Source organism: Thalassospira sp. MIT121401 (assembly GCF_047125595.1).
Lineage (GTDB): Bacteria > Pseudomonadota > Alphaproteobacteria > Rhodospirillales > Thalassospiraceae > Thalassospira > Thalassospira povalilytica.
The window spans coordinates 2,060,708-2,079,552 of record NZ_CP138926.1 but is presented as its reverse complement, the minus strand read 5'-3'; the positions used below and the strand labels follow the sequence as shown (position 1 = coordinate 2,079,552).

Annotated in this window: 22 protein-coding genes; 7 read left to right on the top strand and 15 right to left on the bottom strand. The window is 55.2% G+C overall.

Translation table 11 applies throughout. The annotated features are described in order from the left end of the window. Positions 1-287: 287 nt before the first annotated feature. On the top strand, positions 288-1,259 hold the full coding sequence (locus SIB88_RS09495; RefSeq protein ID WP_412557926.1) for an ABC transporter ATP-binding protein: 972 nt from the start codon (positions 288-290) through the stop codon (positions 1,257-1,259). Positions 1,260-1,427: 168 nt separating this feature from the next. On the opposite strand, the gene SIB88_RS09490 is transcribed toward SIB88_RS09495, so the two are convergent. Continuing rightward, a complete protein-coding gene (locus SIB88_RS09490) occupies positions 1,428-2,147 on the bottom strand; it encodes an ATP12 family chaperone protein (RefSeq protein WP_258548156.1) in 720 nt (239 codons plus the stop codon). Positions 2,148-2,429: 282 nt separating this feature from the next. Between SIB88_RS09490 and SIB88_RS09485 the strand changes: the two genes are divergently transcribed. The 3 genes from SIB88_RS09485 (at position 2,430) to SIB88_RS09475 (ending at position 5,129) form a co-directional block, all read left to right on the top strand. Beyond that, positions 2,430-3,452 carry an ABC transporter substrate-binding protein gene (locus tag SIB88_RS09485; RefSeq protein WP_101247960.1) on the top strand — a complete coding sequence of 341 codons (1,023 nt, stop codon included), beginning with the start codon at positions 2,430-2,432 and terminating at the stop codon, positions 3,450-3,452. Positions 3,453-3,554: 102 nt separating this feature from the next. Further along, complete coding sequence (locus tag SIB88_RS09480; RefSeq protein WP_068518241.1) at positions 3,555-4,340, top strand: ABC transporter ATP-binding protein; 786 nt, start codon at positions 3,555-3,557, stop codon at positions 4,338-4,340. Positions 4,341-4,358: 18 nt separating this feature from the next. After that, positions 4,359-5,129, top strand: coding sequence for an ABC transporter permease (locus SIB88_RS09475; protein ID WP_068518242.1), 771 nt, complete (start codon positions 4,359-4,361; stop codon positions 5,127-5,129). A 71-nt stretch (positions 5,130-5,200) separates the two neighbouring features. On the opposite strand, the gene SIB88_RS09470 is transcribed toward SIB88_RS09475, so the two are convergent. Next, positions 5,201-6,025 carry a dienelactone hydrolase family protein gene (locus SIB88_RS09470; protein WP_412557925.1) on the bottom strand — a complete coding sequence of 275 codons (825 nt, stop codon included), beginning with the start codon at positions 6,023-6,025 and terminating at the stop codon, positions 5,201-5,203. A 286-nt stretch (positions 6,026-6,311) separates the two neighbouring features. On the opposite strand from SIB88_RS09470, the gene SIB88_RS09465 reads away from it, so the two are divergent. Further along, positions 6,312-6,926 (top strand): HAD family hydrolase, encoded by a 615-nt coding sequence (locus SIB88_RS09465; protein WP_068518244.1) that lies wholly within the window; start codon positions 6,312-6,314, stop codon positions 6,924-6,926. A gap of 101 nt (positions 6,927-7,027) precedes the next feature. On the opposite strand, the gene SIB88_RS09460 is transcribed toward SIB88_RS09465, so the two are convergent. Both SIB88_RS09460 and SIB88_RS09455 read right to left on the bottom strand, forming a co-directional pair. Beyond that, on the bottom strand, positions 7,028-7,504 hold the full coding sequence (locus SIB88_RS09460; protein ID WP_412557924.1) for a hypothetical protein: 477 nt from the start codon (positions 7,502-7,504) through the stop codon (positions 7,028-7,030). Further along, a complete protein-coding gene (locus tag SIB88_RS09455; RefSeq protein ID WP_068518246.1) occupies positions 7,491-8,189 on the bottom strand; it encodes an HAD-IA family hydrolase in 699 nt (232 codons plus the stop codon). The genes SIB88_RS09460 and SIB88_RS09455 overlap by 14 nt, the downstream gene beginning before the upstream one ends. Before the next feature lie 203 nt (positions 8,190-8,392). Between SIB88_RS09455 and SIB88_RS09450 the strand changes: the two genes are divergently transcribed. Continuing rightward, positions 8,393-8,653, top strand: a complete 261-nt coding sequence (locus SIB88_RS09450; RefSeq protein ID WP_068518247.1) for a hypothetical protein — start codon at positions 8,393-8,395, stop codon at positions 8,651-8,653. 121 nt (positions 8,654-8,774) lie between these two features. On the opposite strand, the gene SIB88_RS09445 is transcribed toward SIB88_RS09450, so the two are convergent. Further along, a complete protein-coding gene (locus SIB88_RS09445) occupies positions 8,775-9,875 on the bottom strand; it encodes an RluA family pseudouridine synthase (protein WP_206927261.1) in 1,101 nt (366 codons plus the stop codon). After that, positions 9,872-10,264 carry a fluoride efflux transporter CrcB gene (crcB, locus tag SIB88_RS09440; protein ID WP_068518249.1) on the bottom strand — a complete coding sequence of 131 codons (393 nt, stop codon included), beginning with the start codon at positions 10,262-10,264 and terminating at the stop codon, positions 9,872-9,874. The genes SIB88_RS09445 and crcB overlap by 4 nt, the downstream gene beginning before the upstream one ends. 162 nt (positions 10,265-10,426) lie before the next feature. Between crcB and SIB88_RS09435 the strand changes: the two genes are divergently transcribed. Further along, a complete protein-coding gene (locus tag SIB88_RS09435) occupies positions 10,427-10,978 on the top strand; it encodes a DUF4823 domain-containing protein (protein WP_412557923.1) in 552 nt (183 codons plus the stop codon). A 61-nt stretch (positions 10,979-11,039) separates the two neighbouring features. Here the strand turns inward: SIB88_RS09435 and SIB88_RS09430 are convergent, their stop codons facing one another. From SIB88_RS09430 to SIB88_RS09390, 9 genes are all read right to left on the bottom strand, one after another. Continuing rightward, positions 11,040-11,543 carry a DUF1499 domain-containing protein gene (locus tag SIB88_RS09430; RefSeq protein WP_412557922.1) on the bottom strand — a complete coding sequence of 168 codons (504 nt, stop codon included), beginning with the start codon at positions 11,541-11,543 and terminating at the stop codon, positions 11,040-11,042. Between the two features lie 225 nt (positions 11,544-11,768). Continuing rightward, entirely contained in the window at positions 11,769-12,374 is a 606-nt protein-coding gene (locus tag SIB88_RS09425) for an FMN-dependent NADH-azoreductase (RefSeq protein ID WP_068518251.1), read from the bottom strand. Positions 12,375-12,486: 112 nt separating this feature from the next. Beyond that, positions 12,487-13,806 carry a replication-associated recombination protein A gene (locus SIB88_RS09420; protein WP_101247953.1) on the bottom strand — a complete coding sequence of 440 codons (1,320 nt, stop codon included), beginning with the start codon at positions 13,804-13,806 and terminating at the stop codon, positions 12,487-12,489. 27 nt (positions 13,807-13,833) lie between these two features. Next, positions 13,834-15,291, bottom strand: coding sequence for a DegQ family serine endoprotease (locus SIB88_RS09415; protein WP_286887261.1), 1,458 nt, complete (start codon positions 15,289-15,291; stop codon positions 13,834-13,836). A gap of 234 nt (positions 15,292-15,525) precedes the next feature. Next, positions 15,526-15,957, bottom strand: coding sequence for a 50S ribosomal protein L17 (rplQ, locus tag SIB88_RS09410; RefSeq protein ID WP_101247951.1), 432 nt, complete (start codon positions 15,955-15,957; stop codon positions 15,526-15,528). 196 nt (positions 15,958-16,153) lie between these two features. Beyond that, on the bottom strand, positions 16,154-17,170 hold the full coding sequence (locus SIB88_RS09405; RefSeq protein WP_068518255.1) for a DNA-directed RNA polymerase subunit alpha: 1,017 nt from the start codon (positions 17,168-17,170) through the stop codon (positions 16,154-16,156). A gap of 122 nt (positions 17,171-17,292) precedes the next feature. Beyond that, a complete protein-coding gene (gene rpsK, locus SIB88_RS09400) occupies positions 17,293-17,685 on the bottom strand; it encodes a 30S ribosomal protein S11 (protein WP_044828432.1) in 393 nt (130 codons plus the stop codon). A 15-nt stretch (positions 17,686-17,700) separates the two neighbouring features. Next, positions 17,701-18,069: a 30S ribosomal protein S13 gene (rpsM, locus tag SIB88_RS09395; protein ID WP_068518256.1), complete on the bottom strand. Its 369-nt coding sequence runs from the start codon at positions 18,067-18,069 to the stop codon at positions 17,701-17,703. Positions 18,070-18,188: 119 nt separating this feature from the next. After that, on the bottom strand, positions 18,189-18,833 hold the full coding sequence (locus SIB88_RS09390; protein ID WP_068518257.1) for an adenylate kinase: 645 nt from the start codon (positions 18,831-18,833) through the stop codon (positions 18,189-18,191). Positions 18,834-18,845 lie beyond the last annotated feature (12 nt).

The window sequence follows — 18,845 nt, the reverse complement described above, 5'->3', positions numbered from 1 at the left end:
TTGCACATTTCGCCCAATGTGCGCGTCCTGTGAAATGAAATAGCATTATTCGGTACTGGAATGCCAATTATTTTTCACACGATCGAACGACAACAAAAATAGCCGCAAATGCCTGATTTCCCTAACGTCATTGCGATATATCAGGATGGGCTGGACTAAAGTCTAGGCAACCGGCCGGATATGCCCGCCATTACAGACAGTTCTTGCCCTTGGGCGTTGGCGGCGACATGCTTCTTGCAGCCAAGCCGCCCACCGGAAGTCCCGCCCAAACATATGAGTTAAGCTGTATGCCCAGATTTCATTTTTCTCCGCGCGCGCCCGAACGTACCGGCGATGACCGCCCTGCCCCGTCACTGTGGCGCTATGTCTGGCGCATGAGCGGCTGGCACCAGGTGGCTGTTTGCCTGATGGCGGTCAGTGTTGCTGCACTTGGCATCGCACCGATCGAGCTGCAACGACGGATTGTCGATGATGCGATCACGCAGGAGAATTACCAACTTCTGACCATCCTGGCGTCAATCTATCTGGCGATCATCATCGTACATGGCCTGATCAAGCTGGCGCTGCGCATGTATGAAGGCTGGCTGAGTGAAAGCGCCATCCGTTACAACAGACAACACCTGTCGCGGCTTCATGCCGACAATCAGACCGGTGACGAAGATGAAGGTAACGGACGCGCTGTCTCGATCATCGGCTCGGAAATCGAAAAGCTGGGCGGCTTTGTCGGTGACGGGTTGTCACAACCTGTCGTCAATAGCGGGATGCTGATATTCGGGCTGGGCTATATGATCAGTGTCGAGCCGGTGATTAGCGTGATCGGACTGGCCGCCCTGATCCCGCAAGTCGCGCTGGTGCCGGTTATTCAGAAGCGCATCAACGCCCTGATCGAAGATCGAGTCAACAAGATGCGATCTGTCAGTGACGAATTGTCCGAACTGTCACCGGGTGCGGAAAACCGCGACCGGCTGACAACCATCAATCGCGGGATTGATGACATATTTGACAATCGGATGCGGCTGTTCTTTCTGAAATTCGGCATGAAGGCGCTGATCAATTTTCTGAATGCGCTGGCACCGATTTGCGTGCTGTTTGTCGGGGGTTATCTGGTGCTTGAAGGCGCGACGTCGGTCGGCATTATCGTTGCATTCATATCCGGGTTTGACCGGATGTCATCGCCAATGCGCGAATTGCTGTCCTATTACCGGGTGGCTGCACAGGCCGCGGTTCAGCACAAGTTGATTGCCCGCTGGATGCACTGAGACACCACACACATTCAGGCACTCAAACCACGGCGCACTCACGTACCCAGACAACAACAGACCAACACACGGCCCCGACGGCAAAAACCCGGACCATGTGAAACCCGACATTTACAGATCAAGGGATATCAAACCAGCCATCAGATGGCTGGCAACACTGCCCGGCGCCTAGCGACCGGCAAGAAGATCAAGATAGCGGCCGGTTGCCAGCAATTCCGCCTGATGACGGTCGCGGCGTGCGACAGCTTCGGCGTCTTCGCCCCATTGCTCGATCGCGTATTCTTCATCAAGCATGGCGCATTCAAAGGCCCGCTGGGCGTCGATCTGACGGTTCATCACGGCAAGACCGATAATCACCGACCCGGACACCGTGGTCAGGCTGTGCAATGCGGTCAGGTGATAGTCATCAAAGCTTTCGACATGATCCTGCAACCGCAAAAGCGATGCATCATCCTGGCTGATCGGCATCACGCCTTCGGTCACGGCAAGCGTGACACCAAGGCCGTCCTTTGCCCAGTCAAGCAACGGCTGCCATGCCTTGGCCTGACGTTCGATCAGATCTTCGGGGAAGGTCGCACGATAACATAACAGGTCAGACCGCCCGTACCCGGTCAGCTCGGCAATCACAGCAGCACGATTTGGCGCCACCCGATCGATGGCGGTTGCCGCAAGCTGCATGATCGGCATGGTCGCGGGTTGAACTTTTTCCCCCTGCGCATCCCATTCCGCGGCAATTTCGCGCGCCAGAACTTCTGACGGCAGCAGGAATTCTGCCTTTGCCGGCGATTTCACTGCGCGCCCGTCAAGATGCACGCGCCAACCCGAACCGCTGTCATCTGCGACAGCTTCGGCTTTTTTGTAGAAGCGATTGATCGTTTTTGTAAGCATGATCGCCATATGCCTAAAAGCAGCGCGCTGCGCAAGGCCTTTTAATCGCGATTGGCCGTGAACAGAACGCTGATTGGGCGATTATCAAGAAATTCTGTATAATTTTTGATCAATTTGCCCCATTGACCAAATAATAAACAACTCTACTCTGTTTCGTGAAGATTACAAATCCGCGGCAAAGCGGGTGCATTCGCGACATGGCATGTGAATTGCTGTGTCATCAGGGGATTATTCGGTTGCAGGGTCGGCATTATCGGCCCGAAACAGGAGGCTTCTTAACAAATGACGACTTTTACAAACCGACTTTTGGGTGCAGCACTTGGGGCGGCGGTTGCTTTGGGCGCGCATTCGGCAATGGCGCAAATGGCGATCAAGTTTTCGCTCGACTGGAAATTCGAAGGTCCGGCAGCCCCGTACCTTCTGGCCAAGAAGAACGGCTATTTTGACGAAGAAGGCCTGGATGTCACGATAGACTCAGGCAACGGTTCGGTTGGCGCGATTACCCGCGTTGCCAGCGGCGCCTATGACGTATCACTTGCCGATATCAACTCGCTGGTCGAATTCAACGCATCGAACCCCGATCGCGCCATGAAGTCGATCTTCATGGTCTATGACCGCCCGCCATTTTCGCTGTTCATGCTCAAGAAATCGGGCATCACCAAACCCGAAGACCTGGTCGGCAAAACCCTTGGTGCCCCGGTCTTTGATGCATCGCGCAAGCTTTATCCGGCATTTGCATCGGCAACCGGGCTTAAACTTGATGATGTGACCTGGGAAAGCATGGATCCGCCGCTGCGTGAACCGATGCTGGTGCGCGGTGATGTTGATGCCATTTCCGGCCATTACTTCACATCCATCCTCAATCTTCAGGCACAGGGTGTGACCAAGGATGACCTGACCGTTTTCCAGTATAAGGATTTCGGCATGGACTTTTATGGCAACGGCCTTTTGGCGTCGCCTGACATGATGGAAAACCATGCAGAAGAACTGCGCGGCTTCCTGCGCGGTGTTGTCAAAGGCTGGCGTGCGGCAATTGCCGATCCGGCATCGGCGATCGAAGCCCTTAAGGAAGTCGATCCGCTGATTGACCCGGCCTTGGAATTGCAGCGTCTTCAGATGGCGATTGATGAAAACGTCGTCACCCCCGATACGCTTGAAAACGGCATGGGTCTGGTCAAAACCGACCGTATGGCAAAGGCGATTGATCAGGTCGCACTTGCTTTTGGCTTTGAAAACAAGCCGACCGTTGGCGATGTCTTTACCGATATCTTCATGCCCGGTGCCGAAGACCGCAAAATCAAATAAGTCACAATGCATTCCGGGGCGGTTTTCCGCCCCGGTTTCCTTTTGACCACATCCGATTTCACAAAAAAGAACGACCAAGACCAGGCAGGGGGACTAACTGCAGTGTCGAAGAGCTTTGTCGAACTCAACAACGTCAGGCTGCGCTATAGCGAAGGCGATGATCTGGCACTTGAAACCACCAATATGAAGATCGGCAAGGGCGAGTTCATTGCTGTTGTCGGACCGTCGGGCTGCGGCAAATCTTCGTTGCTGAAACTTGTATCCGGCCTGATGCCCCCGTCCGAGGGGACTGTCATTGTCGATAACAAGGAAGTCGCCGGACCGCTTAAGATTGTCGGCATGGCATTCCAGAACCCGACTCTTCTGCCATGGCGGACGACACTTGATAACGTGTTGCTGCCCATGGAAATCGTCAAACCGCATCGCAACCGGTTGCGCAAACACCGGGCCGAATACGAAGAACGCGCGCGCAAACTTCTGGCCAGTGTCGGCCTTGAAGGTCACGAAGACAAATATCCCTGGGAATTGTCCGGCGGCATGCAGCAGCGCGCATCACTGTGCCGGTCCCTGATCCATGAACCGGATCTTCTGATGCTTGATGAACCGTTTGGCGCACTTGACGCATTTACCCGTGAAGAGCTTTGGGACATCTTGCAAAACCTTTGGATGGTACGTCCCTTTACCGTCATTCTGGTGACCCATGACCTGCGCGAAGCAGCCTATTTGGCCGACACCATTTATGTGATGTCCAAGCGGCCTGGCAAAATTCTGGTAGAGCGTGAAAATCCCCTGCCCCGCCCGCGCGATCAGGAAGCCACCTTTACCCAGCCATTCACCGACCTTGTCCATGAACTGCGCAGTCACATCCGTGACGTGCGAGAATCCTAAGAAGGGCGGGCAGTTATCATGAAAAAGAAACCCAATCTTTCCAAAGCAGCCCCGTGGCTCAGTGCGATCGGTCTTTTTGTTCTGTGGGAACTGATCGTGCGGATCTTCAATATTCCGCCCTATGTCCTGCCGACCCCGTCCGAAAGCATCATTGTCGGCTGGCAATTCCATGAAGCGATCTGGATGCATGCGGTTCATACGCTTTATACGACCCTTGCGGGCTTTGCCATTGCTGTGGTGTTCGGGGTCATCCTGGGCGCGCTGGTGGGCTCCAGCCGGGCGATCTATGATGCGGCCAACCCGCTTCTGGTAGGGTTCAACTCGGTCCCGAAAGTGGCCCTTGTACCGGTACTGGTCATGTGGTTTGGCATTGGCACCGTGCCTGCCATCATCACCGCGTTTCTGATTTCGTTCTTTCCGATCGTGGTCAATGTCGCCACCGGGCTTGCCACACTGGAACCGGAATTGCGCGATGTGTTGCGCTCTCTTGGTGCCACGCGCACCGACATTCTGGTCAAGGTCGGCTTCCCGCGTGCCATGCCCTATTTCTTTGCATCGCTCAAGGTTGCGATCACGCTGGCCTTTGTCGGGTCGGTGATTTCCGAGACCGTGGCATCGAATGTCGGTGTCGGATATCTGATGCTGTCCGCATCGTCGAAATTCAACATGCCGCTGGTCTTTGCCGGATTGCTGGTGATCGCGGTGATGGGCATTGCGATGTACGAGATCTTCAACGTCATTGAACGCCGTTCGACCAAATGGGCGAACCGCGGCAACCAGACCACCTGATCCAATCATCAGACCAATAAAAAGGCCGGGTCATCCCGGCCTTTTTTTCATCATACAAATGCGTCCGGGGACTATCCCAGATGCTGATCAAAGAACGCCATGGTGCGTTCCCAGGCCAGCATGGCGTCTTCGCTGTCATAGCGACCGCCACTTGGATTGGCAAAGGCGTGATCGGCATCATACCAGTAGAACTGATAGTCCGACTTACCGGCAATGCGCAGGGATTCCTCGAAACCTTCGACCATTTCTTTGTTGATGCTTTTATCAAGGGTGCCGAAATGCCCCATCAGCGGCGCATTGAGGGTTGCGACCTGTTCCGGGGTCTTTTTGACATTGCCGTAATAGACCGCAGCAGCATCAATATCGGTGGCAAGGGCAGTATTAAGCGACCATCCGCCGCCAAAGCACCAGCCGACCGAGCCGACCTTGCCCGTTGAGTCCTTGTGATTTCGAAGGAACGCGACCGATGACTGCAACTTGCGGGTTGCGGCAACCGGATCAAGCCCGGCCATCAGTGCCTTGGCCCCGTCAGGCGTGGTTGCGGGCGGCTTGCCATACAGATCAACCGCAAGCGCGATATAGCCCTGTTGGGCATATTCCGCGGCAACCGCGCGGATCTGGTCATTCAGCCCCCACCATTCGTGGATCAGAATGACCGTCGGTGCCGGAAGCGTTGCCGGCATGGCGATTTCGGCCATCATGGCGTCGCCTTCGGGGGTCGTAATCGTGACTTTTTCAAGCGTCGATCCAGCCGCATGGGCAAGCATCGGATCGGCAAGAATTACAGCAAGCGGCAGGGCAACAGCACCTTTGAGAAACAGTCGACGGTCTTCGTCGGTCGCCTTGGGCGGCGGACCAAGATGTTCGTGAGAACCACATCCATCAAGCGTACACATGTTCAGGCCTCCTCTGATTCTTGTTTTGCAGAACGTTTATCATTTGCAACCGCACCGGGTTTTGGCAAATGACAATCATGTCATCGACCGGCAAGACCAACCGCCTGGCGGGGCATGTTGGCACACCGGTCATCTGGAATGACCCTTATTACGTTCCCGTTCCCCGGCAAGATCATAGCGCATCTGCAATCTTTCAAGAAACTGCAGCTTGCGATTGCGCGTGCCAACTGGTTTAACCAACCCGTAACACGCAATCCATTGCCCCGGGGAGACATAGGGAAACATCATGCGCGATATCGAAACTGTCCTGTTTGATCTTGGTGGGGTTCTTGTCGACTGGGATCCGCGTCACCTGTATCGCAAGATTTTCAACGACCCCGCGGAAATGGAAAAATTCCTGACCGAAGTCTGCCATCCGCACTGGAACTTTTTGCATGACAAGGGCGCGCTGAGCTTTGCCAATTCGATCCCCGATCTTCAGCATCGCTATCCGCACTATCATGACGAAATTGCTGCATGGAACGAACGCTGGCCCGAAATGATGAAAGGCCCGATCGAACGTACTGTCGGCATTCTGGAAGACCTCAAAGCGCGCAAGAAAGTCCGCTTGTTTGCCCTGACCAACTGGTCGGCGGAAACATGGCCACATGCGCTGGCACGGTTTGATTTCCTAAATCACTTTGAAGGTATTCTGGTATCGGGGCAGGAAAAGCTTGCCAAACCCGACCCGCAAATTTTCGAACTGGTTTGTGCGCGCTTCAAACTTAACCCGCGCGAAACCCTGTTTATCGATGACAGCGAAAAGAACATCCAGCAGGCCCGCGAAATGGGCTTCATGACCCACTGGTTCCGCGATCCGGTCAAACTGCACCGTGAACTGATCGAAGACCGGGTCTTTTAACCCCACATCACCCCACATCAAATCGACATGACAAAGGGCACCATAGGGTGCCCTTTTGCATTTCAGTCCAAAGACCCGAAATTTATGGTCTGAGTTCGGGCTTAGCGGCGCGCTGTTCGCAGGTAATTGGCAAAACATTCACCAAACACGAATTCCCAGCCCGACAGATATCCGTCCCGCAATGCCGGTGCGATATCGCCGACATTTTCCCATGACCCGTGCTCAAGACGAATGACGCAACGCCCAAAATCATTCAGGCCAAACCGCACATCAATCCGGGTGAAATCGCCAGCATCCCATCCCGGGTGCCAGGTAAAGGCAATCCGTTCACCCGGCTGCCAGATATCGATCCGGCCCCACGGAATGTCGTCCTTGCCTTTGACATGTTCGACAATTTCACCCCCGGCCGCCGGATCAAGGACAATCGCCAGGCAGTCCTTTTTGGAAATGGAATGGCTGTCGGTCGGCCACCAGTCCCCGAAGCCTTTGGTAAAGGCATCAAAGGCGTCCTCGGGATCGATTGCCATCGTCAATTCAAAACGGATCGGTGCCAGATCCGGGTTTTTAAGCGGCGTCACGGTCACTTTCCCATATTCTGTCAAGAACCACAGGCAAATCATCAAAATGGCTGATCACTGCATGTGCGCCGGATTTATGAAGCGTATCGACATCATGATAACCCCAGTCGACACCAATGGCGATCATGCCCGCGGCACGGCCCATTTCGATATCATAGCTGGTATCGCCAACAATGACCGCATTGGGCGCATCCACACCGGTTTCCTCAAGGGCAGCCATCAGCATCGCCGGATTGGGCTTTGACGGGTGATTGTCACAGGTCTGAAGCGTTACGAACCGGCCTTCAAGTTCATTCCGGGCCAGTACGGCATCGAGGCCACGGCGGGCCTTGCCGGTGGCAACACCGCTCAGCCATTGGCGACGGTCAAGCTCGGCCAGAACTTCGCGCACACCGGGAAACAGCGGCTCGTGGAAGTCAGGGGTCTGGCGCAGGGTAAAGAACGCCGTCTTGTAGGCCACGGTGATGGCATCAATCAGGGCATCGTCAATACGGTTGGGGGCGGCCAGTTTGGTGATGGCTTCGGGCAGACTCAGACCGATGATCGTGCGGGTATTTTCAAGCCCCGGGCAATCCAGCCCGTTTTGCGCAAAGGCATGGTCCATGCAATGGGAGATCGCATGCTGGCTGTCGACTAGCGTGCCGTCACAATCAAATACGACAAGTCTGAGCGGATCTGTGGTCATGTGGGGTCTTTCATCCTGTCTAACGGAAAGGCAGAACCTAATCCAAAGCCGATCAAAGATCGAGTCCCTGACATCTGCAACCAAGAACCATTTTTTGCTTTGCCCGAAGCACTGGAAACCAATGGTGAAATTTGAACTTCTTCTGATCACCCAAAAGGCGCGCTATACTGTGGTTCTGACCTTTATGACAGCGGAGGCAGGCGATGCTCACGCTACGGGACTGTATAGATTTCAGCGACCTTAAGGAGGAAGAAATTCTCGCGATTGCCGAGTGTGAGCAAATCCCGATTGTGACCGCACTCGAGGAAGGCGAGAGCATGGTTCACACGACGCAAGGCCGCAAGCGCATTGCGTTCATGATCAAAGGTCAGGCTGAAATGTGCGAACGCATGGGAAATACGGTTCATGCCCAGCATCTGAACCGGGTGTATGATGCCTTCATAAAACGTTTCGGCAAAAACTAACATACCGCTTGATAATAAGCTCGAATGTCATTCAACGCCTTTTGGTTTTGACTTCAGACAGGGACGAAAAAGCCGACGCACTGCGTCGGCTTTTCGCGTTATCGGGTCATTTGATCGGGCGTTATTTCTTGCGCGAACGCGACGGTTTGGCCTTGGGTTTCGGCTTTTCTTCCTTTTCACGGTGAATTTCCGGGGTCAGGAATTTGGTCGGCGTTTTCGGATCGAAATTCAGCTTTTTCAGCGTTTCGGCAAAATGCGGCGGCACCGGTGCCTCGATCACCACACGATGACCGGTCACCGGATGGGGGAAATCAATCGCGCGCGCATGCAGATGCATCTGATTGGACAGACCATCGATGAATGCTTTGGCCCCGCCATATTTGCCATCTCCCAGGATCGGGCATTCGATTGCCTCGCAATGAACGCGCAGCTGGTGGGTACGACCGGTCAGCGGCGACAGCGCAAGCCAGGCGGCCTTGCGCCCGGCGCGATGAAGCTGCCGGAACACGCTTTGCGCCGATTTGCCGAGCTTTTCGTCAATGACCATCTTTTCCCCGCCCTTGCCGGCCAGTTTGGCAAGCGGTGCGTCAATCAGGCCTTCGCGTTCGGCAGGTGCGCCGGTGACAATCGCCCAGTAAAGTTTGCGGGTGGATTTGTCCTTGAACGCCTTGGTCAGGGCATGGGCCGCAGACGCCGAACGGGCCAGCAACAAAACACCGCTGGTGTCCTTGTCAAGACGATGCACCAGTTTCGGGCGTTCCTTGCTGTCGAGTTTCAGGGCATCGAGCATCCCGTCAACATGCAGACTGGTATTGGTCCCGCCTTGCACCGCCAGACCGGCGGGTTTATTGATCGCCAGCACCATTTCGTCATAGAAAATGACGGAATCGCGCAGAGCCTGAAGCTCTGCCTCGCTGGCATCGGATTTTGACGGACCGGCCTGTTTGCGCTGCTGGACTTCGGCGGGGTTATAGGCACCTTCCTGGGCCCATGGTTCCGAACCGCCACCAGACATTACCGGCACCGGCGGGATACGGATTTCCTGTCCCGGCTCAACCCGCTGGTTGGCCTTGGCACGTTTGCCATCCACACGGATCTGGCCACCACGCAGAAACTTTTGAACCTGCCCGAATGTGAATTCCGGGCAGTTGCGCTTGAACCAACGATCAAGCCGGATATCGGCCTCGTCAGCTTTGACCTTGCGCAGAGTGACACCACTCATTGCAGAATACCCCTTACCAGCGCCATCGCGCCGAACAATGCCGAAATACCGACCACAACCGAAACAATGACATACAAGGCCGACAGGCCAAGATTATTTCGTTCATATAGGGTCGCGACATCCAGCGAAAAAGTCGAAAAGGTTGTAAACGCCCCCAGAAAACCGGTCACAAGAAGCGCGCGCATTTCCGGTCCCATCGAAAGTTTCAGGGCCGAAAGTTCGATCAGCGCCCCCATCAGGAAAGACCCCACGATATTGACCGTAAGCGTCCCCCAGGGAAATCCATTGCCCAGCATCGAGCCCATCATGACAGACACACTGTGACGTGCGACCGCACCAACAGCACCCCCAAAGGCAATGGAAGCGATTAACAACGGTGAAAATTGCATGGCGCGGAACCTATTCTTTCAAACATCAAAAGTCACGTGTGAAAACGGCATGGGCAAGAAGCATTATCGCACGTACAAAAAACTCTTCTAATTCACAATCTAAAGGTTACTGTGACGGAAGTACTTCAAGAAAAAGTTTTATAAATCAGGTAGGAGGCTTCTGTGAAACTTCGTGAATTGGGGATTTTATGCGCAATCGCCATGACACTCTCTCTGGGTGCGTGCTCAAGTAAATACCGTACAGACAATCACCAGGTGTTGCAAACAGCTCCATCCGGAACGAGCTTCTATGTCATGCAGGCCAAAGATGGAAAATTCGGTGATATCAATTACGTCGGATCTGGCGAGATGTTAAGCAATGAAGTTTACAAACAGCTCGTCCCTTTCAGCAGTGAAGTTGTCAAAGCCACGACGGATGAAACGCGCGACGAAGCGTTTGTCAGCGCAAAAGACCGCGGTATCGAGTTTTTAATCGACCCGCAAATTTTGCATTGGGAAGATCGCGCCACCGAGTGGTCGGGCCGTCCGGACCGAATCACCATTCATTATCAAGCCTTCAAGGTCAGTGATCAGTCGACGCTTGTCACAAGCACCTTAAGTGCCAGCAGCAAATGGGCGACATTTGGCGGCGATCACCCGGTAGATCTTCTTCCGGTGCCGACCACCCAATTCGTATCGTCATTGTTTGGTCGCCCGATGGATCCGAACAACTAAGCCAAATTCCAAACGGTTCGGGGAACCGCCGCGGCAGCCTGGCCCGGCGGTTCCTGAATTTCTATTTTACGAAGTAACGGTTCAAATCCGCCAACCAGGCGCGGGTGCGTTTTTCGTTTTGCTGGATATCATCAAGTCCGTACACCGACTGGGCAAACAGGCAGAATGTGATATCACCGCCCTGTTCGGGCAGGATGAATTCGACTTCCACCCAATCCGGGAAATGAAAGACCGGTGTTCTGGCAAGGAAGTAAAGCCGGCCCGGTTTGCCCCCGGGAACGCCGCTCATCAATTGCATGCCATGTGCCGGTGCGGTTTCGATCATCACATCGGCCAATGTGGCAGCCGTCGCATCAAATGACGGGCTTGGCGTCGCGCGGTCGGTGCGCGGGGATCGTCCGGGCGGACAGACAATAAAGAAATTGCGGGCCTGTGGCACCGGTGTTTCCGGTGCAAAGGTGAAGTTGGGCGGATCACCAGCCGGCAACATATGGTCAATCAGGCCGGTAAAGCGGATAACCACAAATATCCCGGCAAGGACGATCAAACCCCAAACAGCAAACATAACCAGTCGTCTCAATGGCACCACCTGTCTGTTAACGTGCTGCTGGCGGCAGACAACACACGCGGACACGGCACCACAATAATACGGATTGATCCGGAATCAAAATGCCCGACTGGGGAACAGTCGGGCATCACAGGATGCAAACACGGCAATCAGCGAACGGGGGGGGAAGTTGCTTTCGCCGATCACCGGGTTGGCATGGATCGTCAGATCAGTACGTTGACATCAGGCAACTGATGGCAAGGCCACTGCTTCGACATTGGCAATCGCACGTTCCATGGCTTCTTCGGCATTTACCGCAAAGCCCGACGCGTCGATCACTTCAACATCGGAGATACCGACAAAAGCAAGAACCTGCTTCAGATACGGGGTTGCGAAGTCAGCCGGGCTGTTGACCGGCACGCCACCGGTGGCAACCACCAGATAGGCCTTCTTGCCGCTCAGCAGGCCAACCGGGCCGTTTTCGGTGTATTGGAAGGTCACGCCAACACGTGCAATCAGGTCAACCCAGGCCTTAAGGGTCGAAGGCACGCTGAAGTTATACATCGGCGCGCCGATGACGATAACGTCGGCGGCCTGAACTTCGGCAACCATTTTGTCGGAAACGGCAATCACGTCCTTCTGTGCGTCGGAACGGGACTCTTCGGGGGTGTAGAAAGCGCCAACGGTTTCACCGGTCAGTGCAGTGATTTCCGCGTCATTGGCATCACGCTCAACGACTTTGGCGGACGGATCAGCAGCGACAATGCGCGCGATCAGTTTGGATGCGATCTGGCGGGAGTTGGAATTCTCACCATTCACAGATGCATTCACGTGCAGAATATTGGTCATTTGAGGTCTCCAAAAGCGTGTTCGTTTGTTGACCTGAACCTAACCTGTTCCCTGTTCGGTGTTTATCCCGATACTGGTCACCAGATTGTTTCCAAAATGACGCCATGCAGCATCAGTTCTTGTCCCGCTTTTGTTGCCGTTCCTGACGCAATCGATCGAAATACTCGACCCGTTTTTTCAGATCGCGTTCAAAACCGCGTTCGACCGGCTCATAGAAATTCTGCCGGCGCATGCCTTCGGGGAAATAGTTCTGCCCGGAAAAGCCGTCTTCCTGATCATGGTCATAGGCATATCCGGTCCCGTAACCGATATCTTTCATCAGTTTGGTCGGCGCATTCAGGATATGGGCCGGCGGCATCAGAGACCCTGTTTCGCGCGCGATCTTGAGCGATTTCTTATAGGCCGAATATCCGGCATTCGATTTCGGCGCCAGTGCGAGATAAATCACCGCCTGCGCCAGGGCAAGCTCGCCTTCCGGGCTGCCAAGCCGTTCATAGGATTCCCAGGCACCGATGCAGAATTGCTGGGCCTGCGGATCAGCAAGGCCGATATCCTCGACCGCCATGCGGGTCAGACGACGGGCAACGAATTTCGGGTCTTCGCCCCCGGCCAGCATGCGGTTGAACCAGTAAAGGGCCGCATCCGGGTCCGAACCGCGAATGGATTTATGCAATGCACTGATCAGGTTGTAATGACTGTCATCGCCCTTGTCATAGATCGGCATGCGCTTTTGCACGGTGCGCGCCAGTTCGGCCACACCCAGCGGGCCATCATCGCTGGTGTCGCTGGGCGGCATGGAAAACAGTTCTTCGGCAAGGTTCAGCAAATAGCGCCCGTCCCCGTCGGCCATGGCGCGCAAGGTTTCGCGGGCCTCGGGCGTTACCGGAAGATCAAAACCCATTTCCTTTTCGGACCGCACCAGAAGTTCTTCAAGCCCCTGATCATCCAGGCGCTTGAGAACAAGCACCTGACAGCGCGACAACAGGGCGGCATTCAGCTCGAATGACGGGTTTTCGGTTGTCGCGCCGATCAGGGTGATGGTGCCATCTTCGACATAGGGCAGGAAACTGTCCTGTTGGGCCTTGTTGAAACGATGGATTTCATCAATGAACAACAGGGTCGCGCCACCGGTTGACCGGCGGCCGCGGGCGCGTTCGAACACCTTGCGCAGGTCCGACACCCCCGAAAAGATCGCCGAAAGCGGTTCAAACGCCATGTCGGCAACATCGGCCATCAGACGCGCCAATGTCGTTTTGCCGCAGCCGGGCGGCCCCCACAGAATGACCGAGGGCACCCGCCCGGTTTTGATCATGCGCGTGATCGGACCGTCATCGCCAAACAGATGCCCCTGCCCGACCACCTCGTCAAGCTTGGCGGGGCGCAGTCTGTCGGCCAAGGGCCGGGTTACCTGACTTTCAAACAGGGATGGCATGAACGGTCTTCTCGTTACGGGTGGCGGTTACAGGGTAAACTCGCCTGTCAAAACCTTCCCATCGCGTTTGACCGCGATTTTCCAGTCCCGACCGCGCTGGCCTGCTTTGACAACTTCCTTCAGGCGGGCGACCGAGTCAATCTTCTGACCATTGATTTCAACAATATAATCCCCGGCCTGAAGCCGTGCACGCCGTGCCAGACTGTCACGGGCAATGCCAAGGATCACCACCCCTTCGCTCAGCGTATCAACGCCAAGCTCATCGGCCAGTGCCGGGTTCATATTGGCAACCTTTGCGCCGCTGAACGGGTTGGTGCCTTCGATCACACTTTCATCGCGTGCCGGTTCTTCCGGGGCGACTTCAAGCGGCATCGACAGGATGGTTTCCTTGCCACGGCGCAGCACCGTCAGCTTGGCACTGCCATCAAGTTCAAGTGTCGCGATCCTGAATTTGAGTTCATTGGGATTGTCGACCGGAAGTCCATTGACCGCCACAACCACATCCCCGGCCAGCAGGCCGCCACGCTGGGCGGGACTGCCATCACGGATCGCACTGATCAAAACACCGTGGGGACGATCAAGTTCAAGCGAACTTGCCAGATCGGCCGTCACTGCCTGACCGGTGGCCCCGATCCACGGACGGCGCAAATCGCCACTGATCAGGCCACGCATCACGACCTTGACCATATTGACCGGCACGGCAAACCCGATGCCGTTTGATCCGCCCGATTTGGTAAAGATCGCCGAATTGACCCCGATCAGCTTGCCATCAATATCAATCAGCGCCCCGCCCGAGTTGCCCGGGTTGATCGCGGCATCGGTCTGGATAAAGGATTGATAATCCTGTCCGGTCACACCGGCGCGTGCAAGGGCCGAGACAATCCCGCTGGTCACCGTCTGGCCAACCCCGAACGGGTTACCGATGGCAAGAACAAGATCACCGACTTCGACCGCATCGGAATCCCCGAAACTGATCGCTGGCAATGCGGTTTCAACCCCGCGCAATTTCAGAACGGCCAGATCGGTACGTTCATCCGACCCGACAAGATCGGCATCAAATTCACGGTTGTCATGCAGCACAACACGAATTTCGCTGGCACCATCAATCACATGATGGTTGGTCACAATCGTCCCGTCACCGGAAACAATCACCCCGGATCCAAGCGAACGTTCAACCCGCTGGCGCGGTGCCCCGAAAGCACCGCCAAACCGTTCGCCAAAGAACTGCTTGAAGAACGGATCATTGAAGAACGGGGTGCGCTGGCGCTGCTCGACCACCTTTTTGGTATAGATGTTGACCACTGCCGGGGCCGTCTGTTTGACCAGTGGCGAGAAAGACATCTTGATCTCGGCCTGGCTGGTGGGCAGGCGCCTGTCGTCATTCTGGATATTGTTCTGGGCATGTGCCGGGTTCAGGGAACCGGCAACCGAACCAAGGGCCAGAACGGCGATTGTGAAAATGGTGGGAATCCATCTTGCCTGCACGACACACTCTCTCTTTTTCGTCAAACAGTTCGGGGATGCGACCGCATTCCGCGTAGCAAATGCTCAATTAGGAAAATAAGGACTGCCGCGCAACCTTGGCAGAAATATGAACAATGTCACAGCCTTGCGAGATTGTCCCATGACCGGGTCATCCGGGATTGCAAAGCGCCAAAAGAAAACGGGCGACACCGTATGGCATCGCCCGTTTCTGTTTCTTAAAGGCCGAAGCGTTGCTTATTCAGCAGCTGCTTCTTCGCCTTCGCCCTCTGCTTCGAGGCGAGCGCGGTCAGCCGCGCCTTTTGCTTCGACGTTGCGATCGACAAGTTCGATCACAGCCACCGGAGCCGCATCGCCGTAACGGAAGCCAGCCTTGAGAACGCGGGTGTAACCACCGGAACGCTCTTTGTAGCGGTCAGCGATTTCGCCGAACAGCTTGGCAACGACTTTATCGTCACGCAGGATCGAAATAGCCTGACGGCGTGCATGCAGGTCGCCCCGCTTGCCCAGCGTAATCAGTTTTTCGACATACGGGCGAAGATCCTTGGCCTTCGGAAGAGTGGTTTTGATCTGCTCGTGGGTGAGCAGCGAAACTGCCATGTTGGCAAACATCGCCTTACGATGGGACGAAGTACGATTAAGCTTACGGCCTTGCATACCGTGACGCATGGTAACTCTCCTAAATAGCCTGGCTTCGCTCACGAAACCGATTGTAAAACCGCGCCGCCACCCTGATCACTTTATACAAAGGCCAGGTCATGCACGTGCGGTGTGGGCAACTCGCCCGCCGGATGCCCAAACAACTGGATTATCCGGTTTGGAACAGGGATGTTCCGATAACGGCCCGAAGGCCGAAGACCCGTTCTTAGAACGGATCTTCGAACTTGCGAGCAAGTTCTTCGATGTTTTCCGGCGGCCAACCGCCGACTTCCATACCGAGATGCAGGCCCATCTGAGCCAGCACGTCTTTGATTTCGTTCAGCGACTTACGGCCGAAGTTCGGCGTACGCAGCATTTCTGCTTCGGTCTTCTGAACAAGATCACCGATATAGATGATATTGTCGTTCTTCAGGCAGTTAGCCGAACGTACCGACAGTTCAAGCTCGTCAACCTTACGAAGAAGGTTACGGTTGAACGGCAGTTCGTCTTCTTTCTTCTCTTCGACAACCGCTTCCGGCTCTTCGAAGTTGACGAACAGAGACAGCTGGTCCTGAAGGATACGGGCAGCAAGTGCAACCGAATCTTCCGGGGTCAGTGCGCCGTTGGTTTCAACGGTCAGCGACAGCTTGTCAAAATCGGTATCCTGACCAACACGGGTGTTTTCCACCTTGTAGGCCACTTTACGGATCGGGCTGAAGATCGCATCGATCGGAATAAGACCGATCGGCGCATCCGAAGAGCTGTGTGCGCTGGCTGCGACATAGCCTTTACCGTTATCAACGGTAAATTCGATGTTGAGCGTAGCACCATCATCAAGATGGCAAAGTTCGAGATCCGGGTTAAGGATTTCGATATCAGCGCCGGTTTCGATCTGACCTGCGGTGACGGCACCCGGGCCGGTCGCCTTCAAGGTCATTTTCTTCGGACCTTCTGCATGCATACGCACGCCCATGGTCTTGATGTTCAGGATGATGTCGGTAACATCTTCACGCACACCCGGAATCGACGAAAATTCGTGCAATACACCGTCGATCTGGATCGCAGTCACCGCCGAACCCTGGAGCGACGACAGCAGAATGCGACGCAGCGCGTTACCCAGAGTCTGACCAAAACCGCGCTCCAGCGGTTCCGCCACGATCGTACCGATGCGGCTGGCATCTGTACCCGGAGTAACATCAAGCTTCGTCGGCTTAATCAGTTCCTGCCAGTTCTTTTGAATCACGAGACCCACCTTCGCAACTGGAGCCTATGGTAAGGAGGACAAAAATCTGCCCTCGCGAGAAACGCGAAGGGGCCCGGCGTATCCGGGCCCAAACGCGGGGTCGTCCGCAAAGATCGACGCGATTAGACGCGACGACGTTTACGCGGACGGCAACCGTTGTGCGGAATCGGCGTTACGTCTTTGATCGACGTAATGGTGAAACCGACAGCCTGAAGCGCACGCAGTGCAGATTCACGTCCCGAACCCGGGCCTTTAACCTGTACTTCAAGGGTTTTCATGCCGTGTTCAGCAGCTTTTTTACCTGCGTCTTCGGCAGCCATCTGTGCAGCATACGGAGTCGATTTACGCGAACCGCGGAAACCCATACCACCAGCGGTCGACCAGGAAATGGTGTTACCCTGAACGTCGGTGATGGTGATCATGGTGTTGTTGAAGGTCGCGTTTACGTGCGCGATACCATTCGTAATGTTCTTGCGCTCGCGGCGACGGACGCGAGTCTGAGGAGCTTTCGCCATTGTCGTTCCCCTACCTTACTTCTTCTTGCCAGCAATCGGCTTAGCCGGGCCCTTACGGGTGCGAGCGTTGGTGTGGGTACGCTGACCGCGTACCGGGAGACCGCGACGATGACGGAGACCGCGGTAGCAGCCCAGATCCATCAGACGTTTAATGTTCATTGCGGTTTCACGACGAAGGTCGCCTTCAACGGTGTAATCAGCGTCGATGACTTCACGAACCTTGAGAACCTGGTCATCAGAAAGCTGATGAACGCGGGTTGCTGCTTCGATTCCGACCTTTTCGCAAATTTCTTTAGCTTTCGCCGGGCCAATGCCGGTGATGTAGGTAAGCGCAATCACGACGCGCTTCGCGGTCGGGATATTTACGCCAGCAATACGAGCCACTGTGTGAGACTCCTGTTTCCTGTTAACAAACCCAAGGGCAGATCCGGTAGGGTAGAGCGTTGCAAAAGCGGGCCAGCATCACTGCCAACCCGCAAGCAAAAAGCGCCCTGCCCGGGAAATTACCCCAGGATGGCTTCAATCTCGCGCGTAACTTCGTCGATTTCGGCCATCCCGTCAACTGTTTTCAGCTTACCGACCTTTTCATAGTAAGGAATGATCGGTGCTGTCTGCTTGTGATAAGCTTCCAGTCGCGATGTGACCGTCTCGGCGTTGTCATCCGCACGGCGTTTGAATTCAGTGCCGCCACATACGTCGCAGACACCTTCTTCAGCGGGTTTCTGGAACTCGTCATGATAGCCCTGCCCGCATTTTGCACAGGTATAGCGGCCGACAATGCGGGCCACCAGTGCTGCGTCATCGACGCGCAGTTCAATCACATAGTCAAGTGCCAGACCTTTGGCTTCCAGCATGATGTCCAGGGCTTCTGCCTGGGCAGTCGTGCGCGGGAAACCGTCCAGAATGAAACCGCCTTTGGTATCATCCTGGTCAAGTCGTTCGGAAATCAGACCGATCATCAGATCGTCGGATACGAGCTGCCCCGCATCCATGACTTCCTTTGCCTTCAATCCCAGTTCCGTTCCGGCAGAAACTGCCGCGCGGAGCATGTCACCAGTCGAAAGCTGGATCATGCCGCGTCCCGTTTCGAGACGCTTGGCCTGGGTGCCTTTCCCTGCACCGGGAGGGCCAAGAAGGATAATGTTCATTGTCGTCCCCCT

Bases quoted from the DNA above. Each gene is read 5' to 3' on its own strand.
- SIB88_RS09495 (WP_412557926.1), top strand. From the start codon at position 288: ATGCCCAGATTTCATTTTTCTCCGCGCGCGCCCGAACGTACCGGCGAT.
- SIB88_RS09490 (WP_258548156.1), bottom strand. From the start codon at position 2,147: ATGCTTACAAAAACGATCAATCGCTTCTACAAAAAAGCCGAAGCTGTC.
- SIB88_RS09485 (WP_101247960.1), top strand. From the start codon at position 2,430: ATGACGACTTTTACAAACCGACTTTTGGGTGCAGCACTTGGGGCGGCG.
- SIB88_RS09475 (WP_068518242.1), top strand. From the start codon at position 4,359: ATGAAAAAGAAACCCAATCTTTCCAAAGCAGCCCCGTGGCTCAGTGCG.
- SIB88_RS09470 (WP_412557925.1), bottom strand. From the start codon at position 6,025: ATGTGTACGCTTGATGGATGTGGTTCTCACGAACATCTTGGTCCGCCG.
- SIB88_RS09465 (WP_068518244.1), top strand. From the start codon at position 6,312: ATGCGCGATATCGAAACTGTCCTGTTTGATCTTGGTGGGGTTCTTGTC.
- SIB88_RS09455 (WP_068518246.1), bottom strand. From the start codon at position 8,189: ATGACCACAGATCCGCTCAGACTTGTCGTATTTGATTGTGACGGCACG.
- SIB88_RS09450 (WP_068518247.1), top strand. From the start codon at position 8,393: ATGCTCACGCTACGGGACTGTATAGATTTCAGCGACCTTAAGGAGGAA.
- SIB88_RS09445 (WP_206927261.1), bottom strand. From the start codon at position 9,875: ATGAGTGGTGTCACTCTGCGCAAGGTCAAAGCTGACGAGGCCGATATC.
- crcB (WP_068518249.1), bottom strand. From the start codon at position 10,264: ATGCAATTTTCACCGTTGTTAATCGCTTCCATTGCCTTTGGGGGTGCT.
- SIB88_RS09430 (WP_412557922.1), bottom strand. From the start codon at position 11,543: ATGTTTGCTGTTTGGGGTTTGATCGTCCTTGCCGGGATATTTGTGGTT.
- SIB88_RS09425 (WP_068518251.1), bottom strand. From the start codon at position 12,374: ATGACCAATATTCTGCACGTGAATGCATCTGTGAATGGTGAGAATTCC.
- SIB88_RS09420 (WP_101247953.1), bottom strand. From the start codon at position 13,806: ATGCCATCCCTGTTTGAAAGTCAGGTAACCCGGCCCTTGGCCGACAGA.
- rplQ (WP_101247951.1), bottom strand. From the start codon at position 15,957: ATGCGTCACGGTATGCAAGGCCGTAAGCTTAATCGTACTTCGTCCCAT.
- rpsK (WP_044828432.1), bottom strand. From the start codon at position 17,685: ATGGCGAAAGCTCCTCAGACTCGCGTCCGTCGCCGCGAGCGCAAGAAC.
- SIB88_RS09390 (WP_068518257.1), bottom strand. From the start codon at position 18,833: ATGAACATTATCCTTCTTGGCCCTCCCGGTGCAGGGAAAGGCACCCAG.